The following is a 23,301-nucleotide window of genomic DNA, read 5'->3' as shown; positions in this document are numbered from 1 at the left end:
CTCAAGCAGCCACTGGCTGTTGCGCGCGACGCGGGTCAGGCTGTTTCCAGCCATCGGCCGCGGCTTCTTCGATTGCAGCTTGAATCGCGCGTTTGCGGCGCTCTTCGTTGCGGCGGGTGAAGTACCACACCAGGAAGGTGACGATCGACACCGACAGCAGGATCAGGCTGGCCACGGCGTTGATCTCCGGCTTCACGCCCAGGCGCACTGCCGAGAACACTTCCATCGGCAGCGTCGTGGAGCCGGGGCCCGACACGAAGCTGGCCAGCACCAGGTCGTCCAGCGACAGGGCGAACGACATCATGCCGCCCGCTGCCAGCGAAGGCGCGATCATCGGGATGGTGATCAGCATGAACACCTTCCACGGCCGCGCGCCCAGGTCCATGGCCGCCTCTTCGATGGACAGGTCCAGCTCGCGCAGGCGGGCCGACACCACCACCGCCACGTAGGCAGCGCAGAACGTGGTGTGGGCGATCCAGATGGTGACGATGCCACGCTCTTCAGGCCAGCCCAGGGACTGGGCCATGGCCACGAACAGCAGCAACAGCGACAGGCCGGTGATCACCTCGGGCATTACCAGCGGCGCGGTCACCAGGCCGCCGAACAGCGTGCGGCCCTTGAAGCGGGTGACGCGGGTCAGCACGAACGCCGCCAGGGTGCCCAGCGCCACCGCCGCAATGGCGGTGTAGCAGGCGATTTCCAGCGAACGGCCCACCGAGCTCACCAGCTGGGTGTTGTCCACCAGGCCCACGTACCACTTCACCGACCAGCCGCCCCACACCGTTACCAGCTTGGAGGCGTTGAACGAGTAGATCACCAGGATGACCATGGGCAGGTAGATGAACAGCAGGCCCAGTACCAGCATCAGGTTGGAAAAACTGAAACGCTTCATGCCTTGCCCTCCATCTCTTTGGCCTGACTACGGTTGAAGAGCAGGATCGGCACGATCAGGATCGCCAGCATCACCACCGCCAGGGCGGATGCCACCGGCCAGTCACGGTTGTTGAAGAACTCTTGCCACAGCACGCGGCCGATCATCAGGGTTTCCGGGCCGCCCAGCAGCTCGGGAATCACGAACTCGCCCACCACCGGGATGAACACCAGCATGCAGCCGGCGATGATGCCGTTTTTCGACAGCGGCACGGTGATCTTCCAGAAGCTGTTGAAAGTGCTCGAACCCAGGTCCGATGCGGCTTCCAGCAGGCTTGGATCATGTTTCACCAGGTTGGCGAACAGCGGCAGGATCATGAACGGCAGGTACGAATAGACCACGCCGATGTACACCGCCAGGTTGGTGTTGAGGATCTGCAGCGGCTGGTCGATCAGGCCGGTCCACATCAGGAAGGCGTTGAGCAGGCCGTTGTTGCTGAGGATGCCCATCCAGGCGTAGACGCGGATCAGGATCGCGGTCCAGGTCGGCATCATGATCAGCAGCAACAGCACCGTCTGCGCTTCCTTGCGGGCGCGGGCGATGGCGTAGGCCATGGGGTAGCCGATCACCAGGCACAGCAGCGTGCTGAAGAAGGCCATTTTCAGCGAGCCCAGGTACGCCGAGATGTACAGGTCGTCGTCGCCCAGCATCGCGTAGTTGCCCAGGTTGAGCAGCAACTGGATCTTCTGGTCGACGAAGGTGTAGATCTCGGTGTACGGCGGGATCGCCACGTCTGCTTCAGCGAAGCTGATCTTCAAGACGATGAAGAACGGCAGCATGAAGAACAGGAACAGCCACAGGAACGGCACGCCAATCACGAACTGGCGGCCGCCGGGGGTTATTCGTTGCAAGGCACGGGTCAGTTTCTTGTTCATGAGCGCAGTACCACGCCGCTGTCGTCTTCCCACCATACGTAGACCTGGTCACCCCAGGTAGGGCGCGCGCCACGGCGTTCGGCGTTGGCCACGAACGACTGGACCAGCTTGCCGCACGGCAGCTCGACGTAGAACACCGAGTGGCCGCCCAGGTAGGCGATGTCATGTACTTTACCGCGGGACCAGTTGTACTCGCCGGCGGGCGGCTCGACGGTCACCAGCAGCTTTTCCGGGCGGATGGCGTAGGTGATGTGCTTGTCCTGCACCGAGGTGCTGATGCCGTGGCCCACGTAGATGTTGCGCTCCAGCTCCGGGCTGTGAATCAGCGCGTGGCCTTCGGCGTCGTCCACCACTTCGCCTTCGAACAGGTTGACGTTGCCGATGAACTCGCAGACCAGGCGGCTGGTCGGCGTCTCATAGATGTCGATCGGGCTGCCGATCTGGGCAATCCAGCCCAGGTGCATGATGGCGATGCGCTGGGCCATGGTCATGGCCTCTTCCTGGTCGTGGGTTACCATGACGCAGGTCACGCCAACGCGCTCGATGATCTCCACCAGCTCGAGCTGCATCTGCGAACGCAGTTTCTTGTCCAGGGCGCCCATGGGCTCGTCGAGCAGCAGCAGCTTCGGGCGCTTGGCCAGCGAACGGGCCAGGGCCACGCGCTGGCGCTGGCCACCGGACAGCTGGTGCGGCTTGCGCTTGGCGTACTGGCTCATCTGCACCAGCTTGAGCATCTCGGCCACGCGGGCGTCGATCTCGGCCGCGGGGATCTTGTCCTGCTTGAGGCCGAAGGCGATGTTCTGCGCCACGGTCATGTGCGGGAACAGCGCGTACGACTGGAACATCATGTTGATCGGCCGCTCGTAGGGCGGCATGTCGGTGATGTCCACGCCATCGAGGTAGATACGCCCCTCGGTTGGCCGCTCGAAGCCGGCCAGCATGCGCAGCAGGGTGGATTTACCCGAGCCGGAGCCGCCGAGCAGGGCAAAGATCTCGCCCTTGTTGATTTGCAGCGACACGTCGTCGACTGCAATCGTCTCGTCGAACTTCTTCGTGACCCGGTCGATTTTGACCAGCACCTGTTTAGGTTGCTGATCGCCCTCGAGGGCTTTCTTATAGGCACCGGAGGCAACTGCCATTACGAAACTCCCAACAAAATTTTACAGCCCACCCCGGATAGGCGGGCCCTGGATTCTTGCAGCCTGGTCCTTCAGGTCGCCAGCCACAGGGTTTTGGCTGGCCTGACCGACTGAATCACGGACCTGAGCGATCACTTCAGGTGCATGTGACACGGCCAACAACGTCGGCTCCTAAGTTACAAATGCACGCACAAAAAAGGGCGAACACGGTGGTGCAAAAAACAAATTTCGGACGGCCGCGTGCCGACCGCTTGAAAAAGCCGGCGCGCAACTTAACAACTGTTACAGCAGTGTCGCAAAAACTATTTCTAATTCAGTCACCTGCGGTACTGCGCCGACTGGTGCGGCGCAGTACCCAGGGAACATCAGGCGGGGCTTACTTGCCCGACTTGATGGTGGTCCAGGTGCGCGTCAGGATGCGCTGGGTAGCAGCCGGCAGGTCGGCGATGGCGTACAGCTTGGCCTGCACGTCAGCCGGCGGGTAGATGCCCGGGTCGTTGGCGATGTCCTTGTTCACCAGCGGGGTGGCCGCGGCGTTGCCGTTCGGGTAACCCACGGCGTCGCTGATTTCAGCCATCACTTTTGGTTGCAGGATGAAGTTCATGAACTTGTAGGCGCCTTCGACGTTCTCGGCATCTTTAGGGATGGCGACCATGTCGTAGAAGCTGCCTGCGCCTTCCTTCGGAATGCTGTAGCTGACGTGTACCTTGTCACCGGCCTCGTGGGCACGGGAGGCGGCTTGCTTCACGTCACCCGAGTAGCCCACGGCCACGCAGATGTTGCCGTTGGCCAGGTCCGAGATGTACTTGGACGAGTGGAAGTAGGCGATCGACGGGCGAACCTTGAGGAACAGGTCCTCGGCCTTCTTGATCTCGTCCTTGTTCTGGGTGTCGGTCTTGAAGCCCAGGTAGTGCAGCGCGGCCGGGATCATCTCGGTTGGCGAGTCGAGGAAGCTGATGCCACAGCCTTTCAGCTTGGCAGCGTTCTCGGGCTTGAACACCAGGTCCCAGGAGTTCACCGGGGCGTCGGCGCCCAGGGCGGCCTTGACCTTCTCGGGGTTGTAGCCGATGCCGATGGTGCCCCACATGTACGGGAAGGCGTGGGCGTTGTTCGGGTCGCTGACCGACACAGCCTTGAGCAGGTCCTTGTTCAGGTTGCCGTAGTTGCTCAGCTTGGACTTGTCCAGTTCCTGGTAGACGCCAGCCTTGATCTGCTTGGCCAGGAAGTTGTTGGACGGCACCACGATGTCATAGCCCGACTTGCCAGCCAGCAGTTTGGCTTCCAGGGTTTCGTTGCTGTCGAATACGTCGTAGACGACCTTGATCCCCGACTCCTTCTCGAAATCCGCGATGGTGTTCGGCGCGATATAGTCCGACCAGTTGTACACGTGCAGTACTTTGTCATCCGCGTGTGCAGCAGCGGCCACGACACCCATCAGGGACATGGCGAGGAGGGTCTTGCCAAATATCTTCATGCGTAAGGCTCCAATATTTTTTTAATTCCGTATGTGTCAGCGCCGGGGGCAACCGCACCACTTCCTAGTCTGGCAAGGACGAAGGCGCTGTTTCAATTAAAACAGCAACCTTTTCCTCCCCCCCTCCAAACAACCCCAAAGCCTAGCACTTAGCTGTTCAGCGCTTCCAAAGTCAGGTCCAGGCATTTGCGTGCTTTTGTAACCAACTCATCGATCTCTTCGTGAGTGATCACCAACGACGGCGCAATGATCATGGTGTCGCCCACGGCGCGCATGATCAGGCCATTGTTGAAGCAGAAATTGCGGCAGATCATGCCCACACCCATGCCTTCGTAGCGCTGGCGCGTGGCCTTGTCCTTGACCAGTTCGATGGCCCCCAGCAGGCCCAACCCGCGAACTTCGCCCACCAGCGGGTGGTCGCTCAGCTCACGCAGACGTTTCTGCAAATACGGTGCCGTTTCTTCACGCACGCGCTCGATAATTTTTTCGTCGCGCAGAATCCGGATGTTTTCCAGGCCCACCGCAGCGGCTACCGGGTGGCCGGAATAGGTGAAGCCGTGGTTGAAATCGCCACCCTCGGACAGGGTCTTGGCCACCTCGTCACGCACGATCACGCCGCCCATGGGGATGTAGCCCGAGGTGAGGCCCTTGGCGATGGTCATCAGGTCCGGCTTGAGGTCGTAGTAATCGCTGCCAAACCACTCCCCGGTACGGCCGAAACCGCAGATCACTTCGTCAGCCACGAACAGGATGTCGTACTTGGCCAGGATCTCTTTTACCCGCGGCCAGTAGGTGGCTGGCGGGATGATCACGCCACCGGCACCCTGGATGGGTTCGGCAATGAAGGCGCCGACGGTGTCCACGCCCAGCTCCAGAATCTTCTTCTCCAGCTGGTCGGCGGCCCACACGCCGAACTCGTCCTGGCTCATGTCACCGCCTTCGCCGAACCAGTACGGCTGGGCAATGTGGACGATGCCGGGAATCGGCAGGTCGCCCTGCTCGTGCATGCCCACCATGCCGCCCAGGCTGGCGCCGGCCACGGTGGAGCCGTGGTAGCCGTTGATGCGGCTGATGATCACCTTCTTCTCGGGCTTGCCCTTCAGCGCCCAGTAGTGGCGGACCATGCGCAGCACGGTGTCGTTGCCTTCGGAGCCGGAGCCGGTGAAGAACACGTGGGTCATGCCCTCGGGCGCCACGTCGCTGACCGCCTTGGCCAGTTCCAGCGCCGGTGGGTGGGCGGTCTGGAAGAACAGGTTGTAGTACGGCAGCTCGCGCATCTGTTTGGCGGCCACGTCGGCCAACTCGTCACGGCCGTAGCCCACGGCCACGCACCACAGGCCGGCCATGCCGTCGAGGATCTTGTTGCCTTCGCTGTCCCACAGGTGCACGCCCTTGGCCTTGGTGATGATGCGCGGGCCTTTTTCCTTGAGCTGCTGGTAGTCGCTGAACGGCGCCAGGTGGTGCTCGCCGCTCAGGGCCTGCCACGCTTGGGTTTGCGAATTCTTGTTGCTCATTGCCTTCTCCTCATCGGGGCGGGCCCCGCGTTGATCACACCGCGAACAGCAGGAATTCACGTTCCCATGAGCTGATGACGCGCTTGAAGTTCTCGTGTTCGGCGCGCTTCACCGCGACGTAACCGATGATGAATTTGCTCCCCAGGTACTGCTCCACCGTCTTGCAGTTTTCCATGCGCTCCAGGGCGTCCTCGATGGTCAGCGGCAGGCGCAGGTTGCGGCGCTCGTAGCCACGGCCCTGCACCGGCGCGCTGGGCTCGATGCCCTCGACCATGCCGATGTAGCCACACAGCAGGCTGGCGGCGATGGCCAGGTAGGGGTTGGCGTCGGCACCCGGCAGGCGGTTTTCCACCCGGCGGTTCTGCGGCACGGCGTCCGGCACGCGCAGGCCCACGGTGCGGTTCTCCTCGCCCCACTCCACGTTCACCGGCGCCGAGGTGTCGGGCAGGAAGCGGCGGAACGAGTTGACGTTGGGCGCGAACAGCGGCAGCAGCTCGGGAATGAACTTCTGCAGGCCGCCCACGTGGTGCAGGAACAGCGTGCTCATGCTGCCGTCTTCATTGGAGAAGATGTTCTTGCCGGTCTCCAGGTCAACGATGCTCTGGTGCAGGTGCATGGCGCTGCCGGGCTCGCCGGTCATGGGCTTGGCCATGAAGGTGGCGGCCACGTTGTGCTTGAGCGCCGCCTCGCGCATGGTGCGCTTGAACACCAGGATCTGGTCGGCCAGGTGCAGGGCGTTGCCGTGACGGAAGTTGATCTCCATCTGCGCCGTGCCGTCCTCATGGATCAGCGTGTCCAGGTCCAGGTGCTGCAGCTCGCACCAGTCGTAGACGTCCTCGAACAGCGGGTCGAACTCGTTCGCCGCTTCAATGGAGAACGACTGGCGGCCGGTTTCCGGGCGGCCCGAGCGGCCCACGGGGGCCTGCAGGGGGAAGTCCGGGTCTTCGCAACGCTTGGTCAGGTAAAACTCCATCTCCGGCGCCACGATGGGCTGCCAGCCCTTGTCGGCGTAGAGCTTGAGCACCTTCTTCAAGACGTTGCGCGGCGACAGCTCGATGGGGTTGCCCTGCTTGTCGTAGGTGTCGTGGATCACCTGGGCGGTAGGCTCGATGGCCCACGGCACCACGAACACGGCGTTCTCGTCCGGGCGGCAGATCATGTCGATGTCGGCCGGGTCCAGCAGCTCGTAGTAAATGTCGTCTTCCACGTAATCGCCGGTCACGGTCTGCAGCAGGACGCTTTCGGGCAAACGCATGCCCTTTTCGGCGATGAACTTGTTGGTCGGCGAGATCTTGCCGCGGGTGATACCGGTCAGGTCGGCGATCAGGCACTCGACCTCGGTGATCTTGTGTTCTTTCAACCAATCGGTGAGCTGGTCGAGGCTGGTACGCATAAATACCTCAGGGGCTAGATAGCAGGCCTGGACGCCGCAGCGTCGCGTTGGCTGGCACGTTGCCGGCAGGCGCTGCCGAAGGCCTGGAAGATGGCGAGATAGTGCGGGTTATCCAGCACTTGCCATTCCGGGTGCCACTGCAAGCCTAGTGCAAAACCCCTGCCCCCCTGGGCGGAGACGGCCTCCACCAGGCCATCGGGTGCCACTGCCTCGACGCGCAAGCCCGGGGCCACGCGGTCGATGCCCTGGGCATGAATGGAGTTGACCTGGAACTGCGCGGGCAAGCCGATGGCCTGCAACACGCCGCCGGGCTGGACATCCACCGCATGGCGCAGGGCATACTGGACCTCGACGGGCTGGTCCTTGGGTTCACGATGGTCCATGAAGGTTCCCGTTGCGTGAACCTGCTGGTGCAAGGTGCCGCCCAGCGCCACGTTCAGCTCCTGGAAGCCGCGGCAAATGCCCAATACCGGCACGCCAGCCGCCACGGCGGCGCGAATCAGCGGTAAGGTGGTAGCATCACGGGCAGGATCGTGCAGCGTGCCTGGCGCGCTGGCAGGGCCGGTATAGTGACGCGGCTCGACGTTGGACGGGGAGCCGGTGAAGAGGATGCCATCCAGGCCGTCAAGTATTTGGGTCGGCTCGAACAGCTCGCCCAGTGCCGGAATGATCATCGGCAAGCCTTCGGCGGCCACGGCAACTGCGCGGACGTATTTGTCACCACAAGTATGGCTGGCGTGCAGCCCGACTGGTTTTAAGCAGGCGGTGACGCCGATTGTCGGCAGGCGTGCCATGTGATCCCCCGGTATTATTGGCGTTATGGGTTGCGAACGAGCTTAGCGTTGTTCATTTTTTTTCACAACACCCCCGTAAAAAATACAACACGCCCCACCAAACAATTCATTTGAGGGTCTTCAGGGAAAGAAAAACCGCCCCAAAAAGCGGCAAAAACTGCCTCAAGGCGCCAATTCAGGGCAAACCGAGCCTCGCTTGACTTCAAGGTGGCTTTCGGATTGACTGAAACAGCAAAAGCCCAATGATTGATATTTTTAACAACAAAGGTGTTGCATCATGTCGGTACCCCCGCGTGCCGTTCAGCTCAACGAAGCGAACGCATTCCTTAAGGAACATCCTGAGGTTCTGTACGTCGACCTTCTGATTGCAGATATGAATGGTGTGGTGCGCGGCAAGCGCATCGAACGCACCAGCCTCCACAAGGTTTACGAGAAAGGCATCAACCTGCCCGCCTCGCTTTTCGCCCTGGACATCAACGGCTCGACGGTGGAAAGCACCGGGCTGGGCCTGGACATCGGCGACGCAGACCGCATCTGCTATCCGATCCCCGATACCCTCTCCAACGAACCCTGGCAGAAGCGCCCTACCGCGCAGTTGCTGATGACCATGCACGAACTGGAAGGCGAACCCTTCTTCGCCGACCCGCGCGAAGTACTGCGCCAGGTAGTGGCCAAGTTCGACGAGCTGGGCCTGACCATCTGCGCCGCCTTCGAGCTGGAGTTCTACCTGATCGACCAGGAGAACGTGAACGGCCGTCCGCAGCCGCCGCGCTCGCCTATCTCCGGTAAGCGTCCGCACTCGACCCAGGTGTACCTGATCGACGACCTGGACGAATACGTGGACTGCCTCCAGGACATCCTGGAAGGTGCCAAGGAGCAAGGCATCCCAGCCGACGCCATCGTCAAGGAAAGTGCCCCGGCGCAGTTCGAAGTGAACCTGCACCACGTGGCCGACCCGATGAAGGCCTGCGACTACGCCGTGCTGCTCAAGCGCCTGATCAAGAACATCGCCTACGACCATGAGATGGACACCACCTTCATGGCCAAGCCCTACCCGGGCCAGGCGGGCAACGGCCTGCACGTGCACATCTCGGTCCTGGACAAGGACGGCAAGAACATCTTCACCAGTGAGGATCCCGAGCAGAACGCCGCGCTGCGTCACGCGATCGGCGGTGTGCTCGAGACCCTGCCGGCGTCGATGGCGTTCCTGTGCCCGAACGTCAACTCGTACCGCCGCTTTGGTGCCCAGTTCTACGTGCCGAACTCGCCGTGCTGGGGCCTGGACAACCGCACCGTGGCCCTGCGCGTGCCGACCGGCACGCCGGACGCCGTGCGTATCGAACACCGCGTGGCCGGTGCCGATGCCAACCCGTACCTGCTGATGGCTGCCGTGCTGGCTGGCGTGCACCACGGCCTGACCAACAAGGTCGAGCCGAACGAGCCGGTGGAAGGCAACTCCTACGAGCAGAACGAGCAGAGCCTGCCGAACAACCTGCGCGATGCCCTGCGCGAGCTGGACGACAGCGAGATCCTGGCACGGTATATCGATCCGAAGTACATCGATATCTTCGTGGCCTGCAAGGAAAGCGAGCTGGAGGAGTTCGAACACTCCATCTCCGACCTTGAGTACAACTGGTACCTGCACACAGTCTAACCGCCACAACCCGTAGCAGCTGCCGCAGGCTGCGTCCCGCCCCCCTCGCAATCCACTGGACTTGCGCGGTGGTCGGGACGCGGCCTGGCGGCCGCTGCTACGGGGATCGTGGATTCAATGGGAATGGCAAAAACGCATACAATGCGCGCCTGACCCGGAGAAGCCCATGACCCGCACCGCCACGCCCCGCAAACCTCGCGCCCGCAGCCAGGCACGGATCGACTCGATCCTCGAGGCAGCGCGTGCCCTGCTGGCCAGCGAAGGCGTGGGCAGCCTGTCGATCTACAGCGTGGCCGAACGCGCTGAAATCCCACCCTCTTCCGTGTACCACTTCTTCGCCAGCGTGCCGGCCTTGCTAGAGGCGCTGACCGCCGACGTGCACGCTGCCTTCCGCGCCTGCCTGCAAGCGCCGGTGGACCACGCCGCGCTGCGCAGCTGGCACGACCTGTCGCGCATCCTCGAAGAACGCATGCTGGTGATCTACAGCCAGGACGCCGCTGCGCGCCAGTTGATCCTGGCGCAGCACGGCCTGGCCGAAGTGACCCAGGCCGACCGCCAGCACGACCTGGAACTGGGAGTGTTGATGCACCAGGTGTTCGACCGCCACTTCCAGCTCCCTGCCCTGCCGGACGACGTGGACGTGTTCGCCCTGGCCATGGAGCTGGGCGACCGCGTGTACGCCCGCTCGGTGCAGCTGCACGGGCAGATCACCCCGCGCCTGGCGGAGGAAGGAATGCGGGTGTTCGATGCCTATGTGGGGCTGTACCTGCCGCCGTTCCTGCCCAAGCGCGAGGCCTAATCCAGGATCAAATGCGGGAGGAACCTGCTGGTATCCTTGGTAATCAGGCTGTCATCTTCGCGAATCCCGATACCCGCCGCGCGGTCGCCAATCACCCATGAACCCACCAGCGTGTAGCTGTCGCCGAACTTCGGCAAAGGCGCCAGTTGCTGCAGGATGTAGGGCGCGTCGTCGTAGGGGCCGTCGACCACGTGCAGCTGGTCATCCGCCGTGCGCAGCTCGATGTTCGCGCCCTCGCGGGAGAAATACGGCTTGCGCACCCAGCCCTTCGGCACCGCCGAGCGTGGGTTGGCGTCCAGGTGGCTTTCCAACAGGTTCGGGTGGCCTTTGTGCGCCTCCCACAGCATCGGCAAAATGCCCTTGTTCGACAAAATGGCCTTCCACGCCGGCTCGATGAACTGCGTGTCGCACTGGGCAATGGCCGCGCCGAACGGCTCGTGGAAGATGAATTCCCAGGCGTGCAGCTTGAACAGGTGCGGTATCCAGCGGTCCTGCAGGTCGACGAAGCGGCCGTCCAGCAGGCCGATGTCCTCCAGGTCGATATGCCGCGACTCGATGCCGACCTTGTCGGCGATCAGGCGCAGGTAATCGGTGGTGGCCTTGTCTTCCACCGAGCCCTTGATGGAGGCGAAGTAGAACGGCCGCTGGATGTTCAGCGCGGCGAAGGCCTCATGCAGGCGCGTGTCGATGCTGTTGAACTGGTCGACGCCAGCCGGCAGCATGCCGCGCTCGATGCCCTGCTCCAGCCAGCCCCACTGGAAGGCCGCGGCCTCGTAGAGGCTGGTGGGGGTGTCGTAGTTCAGCTCCAGCAGCTTCGCCGGGCCGTTGCCGTCGTAGGAAAAGTCCATGCGCCCGTACAGGTGCGGGTGGCCTTCCAGCCACGAGGTGCGCACCAGGTCGTGGTAGGCGGCCGGAATGCTCAGGCGCTCCAGCAGCTCTTCGCTCTCCACCACCTTGGCCACCAGGTCCATGCACAGCTCGTGCAGCGCCTGGGTCGGGTCTTCCAGGTCGTCCTCGATCTGCTTGAGGCTGAACTGGTAATAGGCGCTTTCGTCCCAGTAGGGCTCGCCGTCGATGGTGTGGAACATGAAGCCCAGGCGCTCGGCGGTCTGCTTCCAGTCCGGGCGCTCGGCAATGGCGATTTTCTTCATGGCCGGTTATCCGCCAAAGCTGCTGCGCGAAGACGACGAGCCGCCCCAGCCGCTGCGCGCCGTGGCCGAGCTGCCGAAGCCGCCACGGGTGGTGGCCTGGCGCACCGACACCGGGTTGGCGTTGATGCCCGCGCGGCCGAAGCCGCCGCTGCCACCGCTGTAGCCGTTGCCGGATTCGCTCTGGCGCGAGCGCGAGAACGTGGCGCCGCTGTTGATGCGCGAGCCCAGGGTAGAGCTGGCGTAGTTGCCGCGGTTGTCACGGTACTGGTAGACCGGCGCGGCGTTGAAATTGCCGGTGCTGCTGCTGAGCATGTGGCCAATCAACAGGCCGGTCAGCAGGCCGCTGCCGTTGAAGCCCCCGCCGCCACCGCCGCTTTCACCGCCCGAGCGCGCCACCTCGGCCTTGGCCGAGTCAAGCTGCGACTGGGTGACGGTGCCGTTGGCGTCCAGCTCGAAACCGCCCAGCTGGGGCATGTACTTGCCGGCCGAGTCCACCTGGCAGTAGTCGGGCACGAAGTCCGCTTCGCAGTCGGCCTTGTTGTCGTACACCGGGGCAATGCGCCGGTGTTCGTTGAGCGCGGCAATGTAGGCGTCAGAGCACATGTCCACCGGAAACTTCTGCGCGGTGCATTCGGCCACGCTCTTGAAGTCGAAAGTCTTCTTGACCTGGTAGGTCTTCTCCGGCGCGCCGCAACCGGCCACCGCCAGCGCCACCGAGGCGGCCAGCGAGAGTTGTACGTACTTGCTTCGTTTCATCCCTGGCTCCGCGATCAGTTGGTGTTGGGCGTCATGCAGGCGGCATTGAGCATGCCCACGCTGATCGCCACCGCCGCCACATAGATGCCGGTGGCCAGCTCGCCCCGCTGGATGCGCGCCGACACGCCCTTGAGCACCAGGCTCACCGCCAGGAACGCCAGCAGCTGCACTACGCCGGCGATCAGCGCCCATACCACGAAGTCCAGCAGGCTGATGGAATAGGCAATGACGTTGCTGGCCGGAATCGCGAAGCCGATGATGGCGCCGCCCAGGGCCACGGCCGCGGCGACGTTGCCCTCGCGGATCAGGGCGAATTCCTTGTGCGGCGTCATGCGCGTGTAGATGAACTGGAACAGCACGAGGAACATCGCCGCCCCCAGCAGGTACAGCAGGAAACCCAGCACGGCCGTGGGGTTCAGCGAAATCGAAAGTGCTTCTAGCATGGCATGTCCCTATGGATGAGTCAGAGGATGTGCAGGTCGGTGGGGTACAGCGACACGCCCAGCGAGGCGCTGAGGCTGACGGTGCCCTCCTCGTCCTGCTCGACGGAGAACAGCAGGAATTCGCGGCGGTCGGTCAGGCCGGTGTCGCGCGCGTACAGCATCGCGCGGTGCTGGATGACGTAGCTTTCCTTGGGGTTGCGCACCTGCTCGCGCAGGTCGGTCAGCTCGGTCTGCCCGGCCTCGGTGCCCCACTCGCGGGTGAACTGCACGCCGTCGAGGTTGTAGGTGGGCAGGCCGATATCGCTGTTGGGCCCGGCCAGGCGCTGCAGCTCGGCGTTGCTGCTGATGGTGGCGTAGCGCAGGTAGTTGAACAGGATCACCGATTCCACCTGGCCGTCCTGCTCGCCGCTGGTGTGCACCTGCAGCCAGTAGTCCTCGTCGTCCATGTAGTAACGGCTCAGCCACTGCGACTGGCCGAGGTCGACGCTGCCCACCGCCCAGATCTGCTGGGTGGGCGGAATGATTACCCGGCTGTGGCCATCGAGCAGCAGCTTGAGCGTGCCGTCGAAACTCACCGAGCGGCCCTGGGCCAGGCCCAGCGCGCCTTCCACCGGTGCCTGGGGCTTGGCGGCAGGTGCCTCCAGGCCCATGAACTGCTTGAACCAACCCATATCAAACTCCTTCTTTGCGCAAAAGCATCCGTGCCGCCACCAGCCCCGCCGCCGCACCGGCGATGTGCGACTCGAACGACACGCCATAGCGGGGCAGGAAACCGAATACCAACCCACCATAGAGCAACAGCGCGGCCACGGCACAGAACAGATTGGCCCAGCTGTGGTGGAACCAGGCCCGGGCCAGCACGTACACCCACAGGCCGAACACCCAGCCACTGGCGCCCACGTGGTAGTAGCCCCGGCCGAACAGCCACACCAGCAGCCCGCCGATAACGATGATCAGCCCGCTGGCCGCCAGGAAGCGGCCGATGCCGTCCTTGGCCACCAGCGTGCCCAGCACCACGAACGGCACCAGGTTGCCCAGCAGGTGCCAGATGGAGCCGTGCAGGAACGGCGCGCTGACGATGCCCAGCAGGCCCTGCGGCGAACGCGGCAGCAGGCCATAGGTGTTCAGGCTGTAGCCTGACAGCAGGTTGAGCACCTGCACCACGCACATCACTCCGGCAAGCCAGAGCACGGGTTTGAAATCCTTGGCGGCGATCACATGCGTCTCCCAGGGATATCCGTAGCCGCTGCCGAAGGCTGCGCTGGCCCCCCTGCCTCACTGAAAATCTGCAGTGAACATCAGGGCCAGCGCAGCCTGGCGGCAGCGGCTACGGGATTGCGCGTTACTCGCCGGCCTGCTGCTTGCGCAGGCGCTCGAGGATAGCGTTGGCGCTGCTGGTGTCCGGGGTGATGCCCGCTTCCTTCAGCTTGCGCTCCAGGTCGTTGCCGGTGGAGGCTTCGGCCAGTTGGTCCTGGGCCTCCAGCTCAGCAGCGCGCTGCTCCTGCTTGGCCTGCAGGCGGCTCAAGGTGCCTACCGCAGTCTCCAGCTTGCCGTTGGCACCGCCGCTGGCGATGGAGGCGCTGACCTGGGCCTTCTGCACGCTTTCGCGGGCCTTGGCCACGTCCACCTGCTGGCGCAGGCTCTTGATGCGTGCCTCGGCCTTGGTGATGTCCTTGCGCATCTTTTCCACGTAGCCGCCGAACTCCACGGCCTGCTTGTGCTCGGTCTCGCGCTCGTTGACCTGCACGGCGATGGCCTCGGCCACCTCGTGGGCCAGGTCGTTGCGCTCGGCCTTCATGGCGGCCAGGGCCTTGCCCTCCAGGTCGCTGATGCGCGCGTCGTACTGGGCCACGCGGTCGGTGGCCAGCTTGTGCTTGGCCATGATGGTCACCAGCTCGCGCTTGGCGTTGGCCAGCGCGGTGTCGGCGTCGCGGATCTCCTGGTCGAGAATGCGCAGGGCCTGCTGGTCGACGATGGACTCGCCGACTTCGCTGGCACCGCCACGCAGCGCCGTGAACAACTTGCTCCAGATGGATTGATTACTCATGTCGTTACTCCTTGGCGATTACTTGAAGAAGCCCTGGAAGGCTTCGGCGGCGCGCTGCACGTTGTCCACCAGGGTGGACACTTCGGTGACCACGTTGGTCAGGCTCGAACTGGCACTCAGCGCGCCGAACATGTTGTAGACGGTCTGGCCGTTGGGCATTTGCTCAAGGCCGATGGACGACAGCGGGAACAGCTCGCGGCTGCGCAGCACGGCTTCGTTGAAGTGCGCCACGTCCTTGATCGAATCGACGTCCACCAGCACGGTGTCGACGATGATCTGTTCGCCCACCACGGCAATGTGAATCGGCAGGCCGCCGTATTCGTTCATTTCCAGCTTCAGGCTCTGCTCGGCGCCCTGCACCAGGGTCAGGGTAATTTCCTTCGACACCACTTCGTCCAGGCCCTGAAAGGCCGAGTGAAGGCGGTCAAGGGTCCATTTCTCCGCTGTGGTCATGTGTTCCTCCAACTTGAAAGTGCCAGCCATGACAGGCTGGCGGAGCTGTTTTTCCACCTGCTTGAGCAGCCCGCGGTTCTCCGGGAGCACCCAGGCCTCGTGTTTCACGTAACCGGCATCGGCCAGGCCCGCACGCATCTTCTTCATGTAGAAGCTGGAGGTTTTCTTCTCCGCGGGGGCCTTTTTCCTGGCCGGCTTCGGGCTGTCTGGATTGCCTGTCATTTGTGTCTGTTCCGTATCACATGTGATAAACATACGCCTTCTGCAGCAGAGCGCAATACATCACGCGTGATGAATTTGTTTCCATTTGTCGCAAATGTTCCGGGCATAAAAAAACCCCACAGGGCGAACCCTGCAGGGCAAAAAACTGCCTGAACGGTGGTTACAGCTTGGCGATCGAGACCTCGGTGGACTTCACGAAGGCAATCACTTCGCTGCCGATCACCAGTTCCAGCTCGCGCACGGAACGGGTGGTGATCACCGAGGTGACGATGCCGGAGGCGGTCTGCACGTCGATTTCCGACAGCACCGGGCCTTCGATGATTTCCTTCACGGTGCCCTTGAACTGGTTGCGGACGTTGATCGCTTTGATAGTCATGTGATTCTTCCTGTTCAAACGAGGGTAAGGTTCAAAGTGCCCAGCGCAGTTGCGTGGGCAAGGGTGCCGTGGGCTCGGGTTCGGGCGGGGTGCCCGGCAACGCCAGCACACGGTTGAGGACTTCGGTTTCCAGCGCTGCCAGGCGGTGCGAGCCACGGGCGCGCGGGCGTGGCAGCTCGACGTGCAGGTCCAGGCCCACCTCGCCGTCTTCGATCAGAATCACCCGGTCGGCCACGGCCACGGCTTCCGCCACGTCGTGGGTCACCAGCAGCACGGTGAAGCCATGCTGCTTCCACAGGCGCTCGATCAGCTGTTGCATCTCGATACGGGTCAGGGCGTCCAACGCCCCCAGTGGTTCGTCCAGCAACAGCAGGCGCGGCTTGTGGATAAGCGCACGGGCCAGGGCCACGCGCTGCTTCTGGCCGCCGGACAAGGCCGCCGGCCACTCGTTGGCGCGCTCGGCCAAGCCGACTGCTTCCAGGGCTTCCAGCGCTTGTGGCCGCCAGTCACCCTTGAGGCCCAGGCCGACGTTGTCGATCACCTTCTTCCACGGCAGCAGGCGCGCTTCCTGGAACATCAGGCGGGTGTCGTCGCGGGCCTGGCTCAGCGGCGCAGAGCCTGCCAGCAGCTCACCGCCGCTGGGCTTGTCGAGGCCGGCCAGCAGGCGCAGCAAGGTGCTCTTGCCACAGCCACTACGGCCCACCACGGCGACGAATTGCCCGGCCGGAATGTGCAGGTCGATGTCCTTGAGCACCTGGCGGTTGCCGAAGGATTTCTGCAGTTTGTCCAGCGCCAGCGGGATGCCCTGCAGCAGGCGCGGCGGTTGGCTCTTCAATACGGCGGTCATGCGGCACCTCCCTTGGCGACCTGGTAGGCCGGGTGCCAGCGCAGCCACACGCGTTCCAGGCCACGGGCGGCCAGGTCGGCGAGTTTGCCGAGCACGGCGTAGAGGACGATGGCCAGCACCACCACGTCGGTCTGCAGGAATTCACGGGCGTTCATGGCCAGGTAGCCGATGCCGGAGCTGGCCGAGATGGTTTCCGCCACGATCAGCGTCAGCCACATGAAGCCCAACGCAAAGCGCACGCCCACCAGGATCGACGGCAGCGCGCCCGGCAGAATCACCTGGCGGAACAGCGCGAAGCCGCTCAGGCCGTAGCTGCGGGCCATTTCCACCAGCGCCGGGTCGACGTTGCGGATGCCGTGGTAGGTATTCAGGTAGATCGGGAACAGGGTGCCCAGGGCCACCAGGAAGATCTTCGCCGACTCATCGATACCGAACCACAGAATCACCAGCGGAATCAGCGCCAGGTGCGGTACGTTGCGGATCATCTGCATGGAGCTGTCGAGCAGGCGCTCGCCCCACTTCGACAGGCCCACCACGAAGCCCAGGAACAGGCCCAGCGAACCGCCGATGACAAAGCCCACGCCTGCACGCCAGCCACTGATGGCCAGGTGCGTCCAGATCTCGCCGCTGCGCACCAGCTCGACGCCCGCCGCCACCACGGCGCTGGGCGCCGGTAGGATGCGCGTGGACAGCCAGCCGGCGCTCACCGACAACTGCCACACCGCCAGCAACAGCACCGGCAGCGCCCAGGGCGCCAGCCTGTGGATAATCTTTTCCATGGTCAGCCCTCAGCTCTGGGACGCGGCTTTGGGCAGAATGTCGTTGGCGACCATTTCACCGAAGGGGCTCACGTAATTGGCGCCCTGGGGCTGTTCGGGACGCTGCACGTCCAGGTGCGGGAACAGCAGTTCGGCCACGCGGTACGACTCTTCCAGGTGCGGGTAGCCGGAGAAAATGAAGGTGTCGATGCCCAGCGCCGCGTATTCCTTGACCCGCGCCGCCACGGTCGGACCATCGCCCACCAGCGCCGTGCCGGCACCGCCGCGCACCAGGCCCACGCCGGCCCACAGGTTGGGGCTGACTTCGAGGTTGTCGCGGCTGCCGCCGTGCAGCGCAGCCATGCGTTGCTGGCCCACCGAATCGAAGCGCGACAGCGACGCCTGGGCGCGGGCGATGGTGTCGTCGTCCACATGGGAAATCAGGCGGTCTGCCGCCGCCCAGGCCTCGGCGTTGGTTTCCCGCACGATCACGTGCAGGCGGATGCCGAAACGCACGGTGCGCCCCTGCTTGGCGGCCTTGGCGCGCACCTCGGCGATTTTCTCGGCGACGGCGGCCGGTGGCTCGCCCCAGGTCAGGTACAGCTCCACCTGCTCGGCGGCCAGATCCTGGGCAGCGTCGGAGGAGCCGCCGAAATACAGCGGCGGGCGCGGCTGCTGCACCGGTGGGTAGAGCAGCTTGGCGCCCTTCACGGTGATGTGCTTGCCGTCGTAGTCCACGGTCTCGCCTTCCAGCACGCGGCGCCAGATGCGGGTGAATTCCACCGAGGCTTCGTAGCGCTCTTCGTGGCTGAGGAACAGGCCGTCACCAGACAGCTCCTCCGGGTCGCCACCGGTCACCAGGTTGAACAGCGCACGGCCGTTGGACAGGCGGTCCAGGGTAGCCGCCTGGCGCGCGGCCACGGTCGGCGAAATGATGCCCGGGCGCAGCGCCACCAGGAACTTCAGGCGCTGGGTCACCGGGATCAGCGATGCCGCCACCAGCCAGGAATCCTCGCAGGAACGCCCCGTGGGAATCAGCACGCCACCAAAGCCCAGGCGGTCGGCGGCCTGGGCGATCTGTTGCAGGTAGCCGTGGTCCACGGCGCGCGCGCCTTCGGCGGTGCCAAGGTAATGACCGTCGCCGTGGGTGGGAAGAAACCAGAAAATATTGAGGCTCATTGGAGTTGTCTCCTAAGGGTGGCTAGGGCCGGCACGACGCGCCGGCCCGCAGTTCGAATCACGGGGCTGTCGCGACCTTGGCAGGCGGCGTCCAGATCACATCCTTGATGCTCAATGGCTTGGGAATCAGTTTCAGCTGGTAGAAGGCGTCGGCGATCTTCTGCTGCGCCGCGACCACGTCGGGGGTAATGAACTCGGCGCCGAAGCCCTGGCGTTTCACCGAGGTCAGGGTGATGTCGGCGGGCAGGCCCAGCAGCGGCGAGACTTCCTGGGTGACCTGCTCGGGGTTGGACTTGGACCACTCGCCCACCGAGCGCACTTCGTCGATCAGGGTGGCGATCACCTGCGGGTGCTGCTGCGCAAAAGGCTTGGTGGCCAGGTAGAACTGGTTGTTGTCCACCAGGCCCTTGCCGTCACGCAGGGTGCGCGCTTGCAGCTGTTGTTCGGCGGCGGCCTGGTACGGGTCCCAGATCACCCAGGCGTCCACGGCGCCGCGCTCGAAGGCGGCGCGGGCATCGGCGGGCGGCAGGAACACGGTCTGGATATCGGTGTATTTCAGGCCGGCGTCTTCCAGGGCGCGCACCAGCAGGTAGTGCACGTTGGAGCCCTTGTTGAGCACCACTTTCTTGCCCTTGAGGTCGGCCACCGATTTGATCGGCGAGTCCTTGGGCACCAGGATGGCCTCGCTGTTGGGAGCAGGTGGCTCATGGGCCACGTACAGCAAGTCGGCGCCGGCGGCCTGGGCGAACACCGGCGGGGTTTCGCCGGTGACGCCGAAGTCGATGGAGCCCACGTTCAGGCCTTCCAGCAGCTGCGGGCCGCCGGGGAATTCGGTCCATTGCACCTGCACGCCCTGCTCGGCCAGGCGCTTTTCCAGCGAGCCACGGGCCTTGAGCAGCACCAGGGTGCCGTATTTCTGATAGCCGATGCGCAGGGTGTCAGCCTGGGCTTGGGTAATGGCGCCGAACGACACAGCCGCAGCAAACAGAGCGACCAGCCCACGACGCAAAAAGACTGTGCGCATAGCGCCGCTCCTTTGCTTGATTGGGTTTTGGCTGCACCTGCTTGCCCGTTGGCGGGCGAGTAAGGCGAGTGAATCTTTTATTTATACCCGCGCATTCCTGCGTGGGAGCGGGCTCTGCCCGCGAAGAAGGCCCCGCGGTACGTCTGGCCCGGCGCGGCGTTCCGTTCGCGGGCAGAGCCCGCTCCCACTTAGATACTCCAGCGCGCGCTCAGCAGTCTTTCGTTGAGGATGCCGGGCTCCAGCGCCTGTGGCCGGCGGCTCAAGGCGTAGTGGAACTCTTCCAGGGCATTGCTCAGGCGCTGCTCCAGCGCCGGTGCCAGCTGCGCCGCGGCGCTGCCTTCGCCGTAGGCGATCTGGCTGTCGTCAGCAAAGATCCCCTGCAGCATTTCCTGGGCCTTCAGCGCGGCCAACACCGGCTTCAGGGCGTAATCCACCGCCAGCATGTGGGCGATGCTGCCGCCGGTGGCGATGGGCAATACCACCTTGTTGGCCAGCGCCCGCTCGGGCAGCAGGTCCAGCAGGGTTTTCAGTGCGCCGCTGAACGAGGCCTTGTACACCGGGGTGGCGACGATCAGGCCGTCGGCCTTCTGCACCAGCTCCAGGAAGTCGAGCACTTTGGGGCTGTCGAAGCGGGCGTGCAGCAGGTCCTCGGCCGCGAAGTCGCGTACCTGGAACGTCGCCACTTCCACGTTGTGGCGCTGCAGCCAGAGCCGGGTCTGTTCCAGCAACACGCCGGACCGCGAACGCACACTGGGGCTGCCACCAAGAGATACAACCAGCATTGCCACCCTTCCTTCTTTGACCAAAAGGCCTCGCGATCGGCGAGATGGAACTGACCATAACAGGCCTTTTATATATCCATAAATCATATTTTTTCATGTGGTTAGACGCTGAAGGAATATGAGGTTTCGGGCAAAAAAAAGGGCCGTGATCAACGGCCCTCAAACCCTGTCGTGGGAGGATGAATAGCGGCTCAGCGGTTAGGCTGGGGCGTCAGGCGCAGGTACGGCTTCACCGCGCGGTAGCCCTTGGGAAAGCGTTGCTTGATCTCTTCCTCGTCCTTGAGCGACGGCACGATCACCACCTCGTCACCGTCCTGCCAGTTGGCCGGAGTGGCCACCTTGTGGTTGTCGGTGAGTTGCAGCGAATCGATCACCCGCAGGATCTCGTGGAAGTTGCGGCCGGTGCTGGCCGGGTAGGTAATGGTCAGGCGCACTTTCTTGTTCGGGTCGATCACGAACAGCGAGCGCACCGTGAGGGTGTCGTTGGCGTTGGGGTGGATCAGGTCGTAAAGGTCGGCCACCTTGCGGTCGGCGTCGGCCAGGATGGGGAAGTTGACGATGGTGTTCTGGGTTTCGTTGATGTCCTCGATCCACTTGTGGTGCGAGTCCACCGGGTCCACCGACAGCGCGATGGCCTTGACGTTGCGCTTGGCGAACTCTTCCTTGAGCTTGGCGGTGAAGCCCAGCTCGGTGGTGCACACCGGGGTAAAGTCTGCGGGGTGGGAGAACAGCACACCCCAGCTGTTGCCCAGCCACTCGTGGAAACGGATCTTGCCGGCGCTGGAGTCTTGTTCGAAATCGGGGGCGATGTCGCCGAGGCGGATGCTCATGAGAGGCCTTGCTCCTTGTTGAGTGCTTTATGGGAACCACTGTGCACTCAGCGTAGACGAAATAAAAAGAATAAATATCGATTTATTTAGCACGTAAAGGAATAACAGATTTTGGACAAAATAAAGCCCACCGCGGGACGGGCCCACGGCAGGCTTTGGTCTTTACAGCAGGGTTACAGCAGCGGGATCGAGTAGCTGACGATCACACGGTTTTCGTCCTGGTCGCGCTGGCCTGGAATGTCGTTGCGCCACATGGCGTTTTTCCAGGTGAAGCCCAGGCCCTTGAGGGTGCCGGTTGGTACGACGTAGGCCAGGGTCAGGTCGCGTTCCCACTCGGAGCGGCCAGTGGCGCTGACAGCACGGTTGGAGCCGACGGTGTCGATGTTGTCGCCGCGCAGGTAGACCAGGCCAGCAGTGGCGCCTGGCAGGCCCAGCGCTGCGAAGTCATACGAGTAGCGTGCTTGCCAGGTGCGCTCGCCGGCACGGCCGAACTTCTGGATCTGCATGTCGGTGATGGTGCCGTTGGACGAACCGTCGCCCTGGTTCAGCCATGGGAAGTCCGAGCTGCCGTTGCTGACCTGGTAGCCGCCGCCGAAGGTGTGGCCGGCAACGGTGTAGAGGAACAGGCCGCTGTACAGGTTGTTGTCGACTGGACCACGACCGTTGGCAACACCACGGTAGTCACCCGAGCTGAAGTGGTCGGCGTCGGTGGCGCTGACACCGTCATCGGTGCTGTGGAACGCACGCAGGTCAGACTTCAGCACGCCTGGGCCGATTGCCCAGTTGTGGGTCAGGCCAACAAAGTGCTGCTGGTAGAAGTCGGTCAGTTCACCGTAGTAGTACTGGACCAGCAGGTCCTTGGTGACTTTGTAGTCGGCGCCAGCGTAGTAGAACTTGTTGCTGCGGGCATTGAGGCCGGTGGCGTTGCTATTGCCGCTGCCATTGGAACCGTTGATCGACAGGTTCTCGTTGTTGCTCGAGTTACGGCCCTTGGCCGTGTCGATCTGGCCAGCGATCAGGGTCAGGTCCTTGATCTCGTTCGAGGTGATCTGGCCGCCCTGGAAGGTCTGCGGCAGCAGGCGACCGTCGTTGTACTGGATGACCGGCAGTTTTGGCATCAAGGTGCCGAGCTTCAGCTCAGTCTTCGAGATCTTGGCCTTGGCAGTCAGGCCCAGGCTGGAGAACTCGCTGGCTGGGTCCTTGCCGTCGGTTGGGAATACGGTGCCGCCATCAGCGGTGCCAGCGTAGTTGCCCGAACGTCCACGGCCACCGTCCAGGCGCACGCCCAACAGGCCAATTGCATCAACGCCGAAACCGACGGTACCCGCGGTGTAGCCCGACTGGAAATCGACCTGGAAGCCCTGCCCCCACTCTGCCGAGTAGTTATTGGTCTTCGGGGCACCCGAGTCACGGTTATCAGTGTTGATGTAGTAGTTGCGCAGCTTCAGCGTTGCCTTGCTGTCATCGATGAAACCTTCGGCGCCAGCGTGCGCGGCGAATACCCCTACAGCCACGGCCAAAGCCAAGGAAGACTTGTACATTGTGTTGCTCCTGTAATGATTCTAATTCTTGTCTGTCCCCAATCATGGATCTTCTGTCCATTGCGCTGGGGTTGTTGCGATTAATGCCAGTGGCGAACACCGCGTCAACCGCTCTAGGTCGGTTTACGACGATGGTCTATGTCCATTTTGTGACGGGCAAGAGTAAATAATATTTCATAACTCCAAAAAGAATTGTTTCATCTCTTTTCAGATCGTTTTGGAATAGAAAACGGTTTTTGCCAAACGCCACGTCGCTTAACCTGTATCGACCTCTAAGGTAATTACTAAACGGTCTTTGTAATTTATTTTTTAGATCGTT

At 63.2% G+C, this 23,301-nt stretch carries 24 protein-coding genes; 2 read left to right on the top strand and 22 right to left on the bottom strand.

The genetic code is table 11. The features are described from left to right. Position 1 precedes the first annotated feature (1 nt). From AC0Z2B_RS09950 to AC0Z2B_RS09920, 7 genes are all read right to left on the bottom strand, one after another. Positions 2–892: an ABC transporter permease subunit gene (locus tag AC0Z2B_RS09950; RefSeq protein ID WP_416421485.1), complete on the bottom strand. Its 891-nt coding sequence runs from the start codon at positions 890–892 to the stop codon at positions 2–4. Next, positions 889–1,806, bottom strand: a complete 918-nt coding sequence (locus tag AC0Z2B_RS09945; protein ID WP_416421486.1) for an ABC transporter permease subunit — start codon at positions 1,804–1,806, stop codon at positions 889–891. The genes AC0Z2B_RS09950 and AC0Z2B_RS09945 overlap by 4 nt, the downstream gene beginning before the upstream one ends. Next, positions 1,803–2,945, bottom strand: coding sequence for a polyamine ABC transporter ATP-binding protein (potA, locus tag AC0Z2B_RS09940; RefSeq protein WP_416421487.1), 1,143 nt, complete (start codon positions 2,943–2,945; stop codon positions 1,803–1,805). The genes AC0Z2B_RS09945 and potA overlap by 4 nt, the downstream gene beginning before the upstream one ends. A gap of 376 nt (positions 2,946–3,321) precedes the next feature. Beyond that, positions 3,322–4,419, bottom strand: a complete 1,098-nt coding sequence (locus AC0Z2B_RS09935) for a polyamine ABC transporter substrate-binding protein (RefSeq protein WP_476296411.1) — start codon at positions 4,417–4,419, stop codon at positions 3,322–3,324. Between the two features lie 149 nt (positions 4,420–4,568). After that, complete coding sequence (locus AC0Z2B_RS09930; protein WP_476296410.1) at positions 4,569–5,933, bottom strand: aspartate aminotransferase family protein; 1,365 nt, start codon at positions 5,931–5,933, stop codon at positions 4,569–4,571. Positions 5,934–5,967: 34 nt separating this feature from the next. Further along, positions 5,968–7,326, bottom strand: coding sequence for a glutamine synthetase family protein (locus tag AC0Z2B_RS09925; RefSeq protein WP_416421490.1), 1,359 nt, complete (start codon positions 7,324–7,326; stop codon positions 5,968–5,970). Positions 7,327–7,340: 14 nt separating this feature from the next. Continuing rightward, positions 7,341–8,120, bottom strand: a complete 780-nt coding sequence (locus tag AC0Z2B_RS09920) for a gamma-glutamyl-gamma-aminobutyrate hydrolase family protein (RefSeq protein WP_416421491.1) — start codon at positions 8,118–8,120, stop codon at positions 7,341–7,343. Positions 8,121–8,397: 277 nt separating this feature from the next. Between AC0Z2B_RS09920 and AC0Z2B_RS09915 the strand changes: the two genes are divergently transcribed. Both AC0Z2B_RS09915 and AC0Z2B_RS09910 read left to right on the top strand, forming a co-directional pair. Further along, the gene (locus AC0Z2B_RS09915; protein ID WP_416421492.1) at positions 8,398–9,774 is read left to right on the top strand and encodes a glutamine synthetase family protein; all 1,377 of its coding nucleotides are present in this window, start codon (positions 8,398–8,400) and stop codon (positions 9,772–9,774) included. A 166-nt stretch (positions 9,775–9,940) separates the two neighbouring features. After that, complete coding sequence (locus tag AC0Z2B_RS09910) at positions 9,941–10,573, top strand: TetR/AcrR family transcriptional regulator (RefSeq protein WP_476296406.1); 633 nt, start codon at positions 9,941–9,943, stop codon at positions 10,571–10,573. On the opposite strand, the gene AC0Z2B_RS09905 is transcribed toward AC0Z2B_RS09910, so the two are convergent. From AC0Z2B_RS09905 to AC0Z2B_RS09835, 15 genes are all read right to left on the bottom strand, one after another. Next, the gene (locus AC0Z2B_RS09905) at positions 10,570–11,724 is read right to left on the bottom strand and encodes a glutathionylspermidine synthase family protein (protein ID WP_476296403.1); all 1,155 of its coding nucleotides are present in this window, start codon (positions 11,722–11,724) and stop codon (positions 10,570–10,572) included. The two genes, AC0Z2B_RS09910 and AC0Z2B_RS09905, sit on opposite strands and share 4 nt — an antisense overlap. A gap of 6 nt (positions 11,725–11,730) precedes the next feature. Next, positions 11,731–12,480, bottom strand: a complete 750-nt coding sequence (locus tag AC0Z2B_RS09900) for a DUF1190 domain-containing protein (protein ID WP_416421495.1) — start codon at positions 12,478–12,480, stop codon at positions 11,731–11,733. Between the two features lie 14 nt (positions 12,481–12,494). Further along, positions 12,495–12,923: a DUF350 domain-containing protein gene (locus AC0Z2B_RS09895; protein ID WP_416421496.1), complete on the bottom strand. Its 429-nt coding sequence runs from the start codon at positions 12,921–12,923 to the stop codon at positions 12,495–12,497. Between the two features lie 20 nt (positions 12,924–12,943). Further along, positions 12,944–13,594 carry a DUF2491 family protein gene (locus AC0Z2B_RS09890; RefSeq protein ID WP_476296401.1) on the bottom strand — a complete coding sequence of 217 codons (651 nt, stop codon included), beginning with the start codon at positions 13,592–13,594 and terminating at the stop codon, positions 12,944–12,946. A gap of 1 nt (position 13,595) precedes the next feature. After that, positions 13,596–14,141 carry a rhomboid family intramembrane serine protease gene (locus AC0Z2B_RS09885; protein ID WP_473004858.1) on the bottom strand — a complete coding sequence of 182 codons (546 nt, stop codon included), beginning with the start codon at positions 14,139–14,141 and terminating at the stop codon, positions 13,596–13,598. 124 nt (positions 14,142–14,265) lie between these two features. Beyond that, on the bottom strand, positions 14,266–14,970 hold the full coding sequence (locus tag AC0Z2B_RS09880) for a PspA/IM30 family protein (protein WP_476296400.1): 705 nt from the start codon (positions 14,968–14,970) through the stop codon (positions 14,266–14,268). A gap of 18 nt (positions 14,971–14,988) precedes the next feature. Then, positions 14,989–15,645, bottom strand: coding sequence for a YjfI family protein (locus tag AC0Z2B_RS09875; RefSeq protein ID WP_416421500.1), 657 nt, complete (start codon positions 15,643–15,645; stop codon positions 14,989–14,991). A gap of 160 nt (positions 15,646–15,805) precedes the next feature. Then, the gene (locus AC0Z2B_RS09870; RefSeq protein ID WP_027980095.1) at positions 15,806–16,021 is read right to left on the bottom strand and encodes a TOBE domain-containing protein; all 216 of its coding nucleotides are present in this window, start codon (positions 16,019–16,021) and stop codon (positions 15,806–15,808) included. 31 nt (positions 16,022–16,052) lie between these two features. Beyond that, entirely contained in the window at positions 16,053–16,868 is an 816-nt protein-coding gene (ssuB, locus tag AC0Z2B_RS09865) for an aliphatic sulfonates ABC transporter ATP-binding protein (RefSeq protein WP_416421501.1), read from the bottom strand. Continuing rightward, the gene (ssuC, locus tag AC0Z2B_RS09860; protein WP_416421502.1) at positions 16,865–17,647 is read right to left on the bottom strand and encodes an aliphatic sulfonate ABC transporter permease SsuC; all 783 of its coding nucleotides are present in this window, start codon (positions 17,645–17,647) and stop codon (positions 16,865–16,867) included. The genes ssuB and ssuC overlap by 4 nt, the downstream gene beginning before the upstream one ends. Before the next feature lie 9 nt (positions 17,648–17,656). Beyond that, positions 17,657–18,805 carry an FMNH2-dependent alkanesulfonate monooxygenase gene (ssuD, locus tag AC0Z2B_RS09855; RefSeq protein ID WP_473004859.1) on the bottom strand — a complete coding sequence of 383 codons (1,149 nt, stop codon included), beginning with the start codon at positions 18,803–18,805 and terminating at the stop codon, positions 17,657–17,659. 58 nt (positions 18,806–18,863) lie between these two features. Continuing rightward, positions 18,864–19,829 carry a sulfonate ABC transporter substrate-binding protein gene (locus AC0Z2B_RS09850; RefSeq protein ID WP_476296397.1) on the bottom strand — a complete coding sequence of 322 codons (966 nt, stop codon included), beginning with the start codon at positions 19,827–19,829 and terminating at the stop codon, positions 18,864–18,866. A 188-nt stretch (positions 19,830–20,017) separates the two neighbouring features. Continuing rightward, positions 20,018–20,611, bottom strand: coding sequence for an NADPH-dependent FMN reductase (gene ssuE, locus AC0Z2B_RS09845; RefSeq protein ID WP_476296395.1), 594 nt, complete (start codon positions 20,609–20,611; stop codon positions 20,018–20,020). Between the two features lie 191 nt (positions 20,612–20,802). Continuing rightward, complete coding sequence (locus tag AC0Z2B_RS09840) at positions 20,803–21,441, bottom strand: peroxiredoxin (RefSeq protein WP_416421506.1); 639 nt, start codon at positions 21,439–21,441, stop codon at positions 20,803–20,805. A gap of 173 nt (positions 21,442–21,614) precedes the next feature. Continuing rightward, positions 21,615–22,982, bottom strand: a complete 1,368-nt coding sequence (locus tag AC0Z2B_RS09835; RefSeq protein ID WP_476296393.1) for an OprD family porin — start codon at positions 22,980–22,982, stop codon at positions 21,615–21,617. Positions 22,983–23,301: the final 319 nt, after the last annotated feature.

The organism is Pseudomonas sp. GYB4201 (genome assembly GCF_056312595.1).
This window is presented reverse-complemented; position numbering and strand designations above follow the sequence as displayed.

Bases quoted from the DNA above. Each gene is read 5' to 3' on its own strand.
- AC0Z2B_RS09870 (WP_027980095.1), bottom strand. From the start codon at position 16,021: ATGACTATCAAAGCGATCAACGTCCGCAACCAGTTCAAGGGCACCGTG.
- AC0Z2B_RS09950 (WP_416421485.1), bottom strand. From the start codon at position 892: ATGAAGCGTTTCAGTTTTTCCAACCTGATGCTGGTACTGGGCCTGCTG.
- AC0Z2B_RS09835 (WP_476296393.1), bottom strand. From the start codon at position 22,982: ATGTACAAGTCTTCCTTGGCTTTGGCCGTGGCTGTAGGGGTATTCGCC.
- AC0Z2B_RS09875 (WP_416421500.1), bottom strand. From the start codon at position 15,645: ATGACAGGCAATCCAGACAGCCCGAAGCCGGCCAGGAAAAAGGCCCCC.
- AC0Z2B_RS09895 (WP_416421496.1), bottom strand. From the start codon at position 12,923: ATGCTAGAAGCACTTTCGATTTCGCTGAACCCCACGGCCGTGCTGGGT.
- ssuE (WP_476296395.1), bottom strand. From the start codon at position 20,611: ATGCTGGTTGTATCTCTTGGTGGCAGCCCCAGTGTGCGTTCGCGGTCC.
- AC0Z2B_RS09920 (WP_416421491.1), bottom strand. From the start codon at position 8,120: ATGGCACGCCTGCCGACAATCGGCGTCACCGCCTGCTTAAAACCAGTC.
- ssuC (WP_416421502.1), bottom strand. From the start codon at position 17,647: ATGGAAAAGATTATCCACAGGCTGGCGCCCTGGGCGCTGCCGGTGCTG.
- AC0Z2B_RS09930 (WP_476296410.1), bottom strand. From the start codon at position 5,933: ATGAGCAACAAGAATTCGCAAACCCAAGCGTGGCAGGCCCTGAGCGGC.
- AC0Z2B_RS09905 (WP_476296403.1), bottom strand. From the start codon at position 11,724: ATGAAGAAAATCGCCATTGCCGAGCGCCCGGACTGGAAGCAGACCGCC.
- AC0Z2B_RS09900 (WP_416421495.1), bottom strand. From the start codon at position 12,480: ATGAAACGAAGCAAGTACGTACAACTCTCGCTGGCCGCCTCGGTGGCG.
- AC0Z2B_RS09915 (WP_416421492.1), top strand. From the start codon at position 8,398: ATGTCGGTACCCCCGCGTGCCGTTCAGCTCAACGAAGCGAACGCATTC.
- ssuB (WP_416421501.1), bottom strand. From the start codon at position 16,868: ATGACCGCCGTATTGAAGAGCCAACCGCCGCGCCTGCTGCAGGGCATC.
- AC0Z2B_RS09890 (WP_476296401.1), bottom strand. From the start codon at position 13,594: ATGGGTTGGTTCAAGCAGTTCATGGGCCTGGAGGCACCTGCCGCCAAG.
- AC0Z2B_RS09840 (WP_416421506.1), bottom strand. From the start codon at position 21,441: ATGAGCATCCGCCTCGGCGACATCGCCCCCGATTTCGAACAAGACTCC.
- AC0Z2B_RS09935 (WP_476296411.1), bottom strand. From the start codon at position 4,419: ATGAAGATATTTGGCAAGACCCTCCTCGCCATGTCCCTGATGGGTGTC.
- AC0Z2B_RS09925 (WP_416421490.1), bottom strand. From the start codon at position 7,326: ATGCGTACCAGCCTCGACCAGCTCACCGATTGGTTGAAAGAACACAAG.
- potA (WP_416421487.1), bottom strand. From the start codon at position 2,945: ATGGCAGTTGCCTCCGGTGCCTATAAGAAAGCCCTCGAGGGCGATCAG.
- AC0Z2B_RS09850 (WP_476296397.1), bottom strand. From the start codon at position 19,829: ATGCGCACAGTCTTTTTGCGTCGTGGGCTGGTCGCTCTGTTTGCTGCG.
- AC0Z2B_RS09910 (WP_476296406.1), top strand. From the start codon at position 9,941: ATGACCCGCACCGCCACGCCCCGCAAACCTCGCGCCCGCAGCCAGGCA.
- AC0Z2B_RS09880 (WP_476296400.1), bottom strand. From the start codon at position 14,970: ATGAGTAATCAATCCATCTGGAGCAAGTTGTTCACGGCGCTGCGTGGC.
- ssuD (WP_473004859.1), bottom strand. From the start codon at position 18,805: ATGAGCCTCAATATTTTCTGGTTTCTTCCCACCCACGGCGACGGTCAT.
- AC0Z2B_RS09945 (WP_416421486.1), bottom strand. From the start codon at position 1,806: ATGAACAAGAAACTGACCCGTGCCTTGCAACGAATAACCCCCGGCGGC.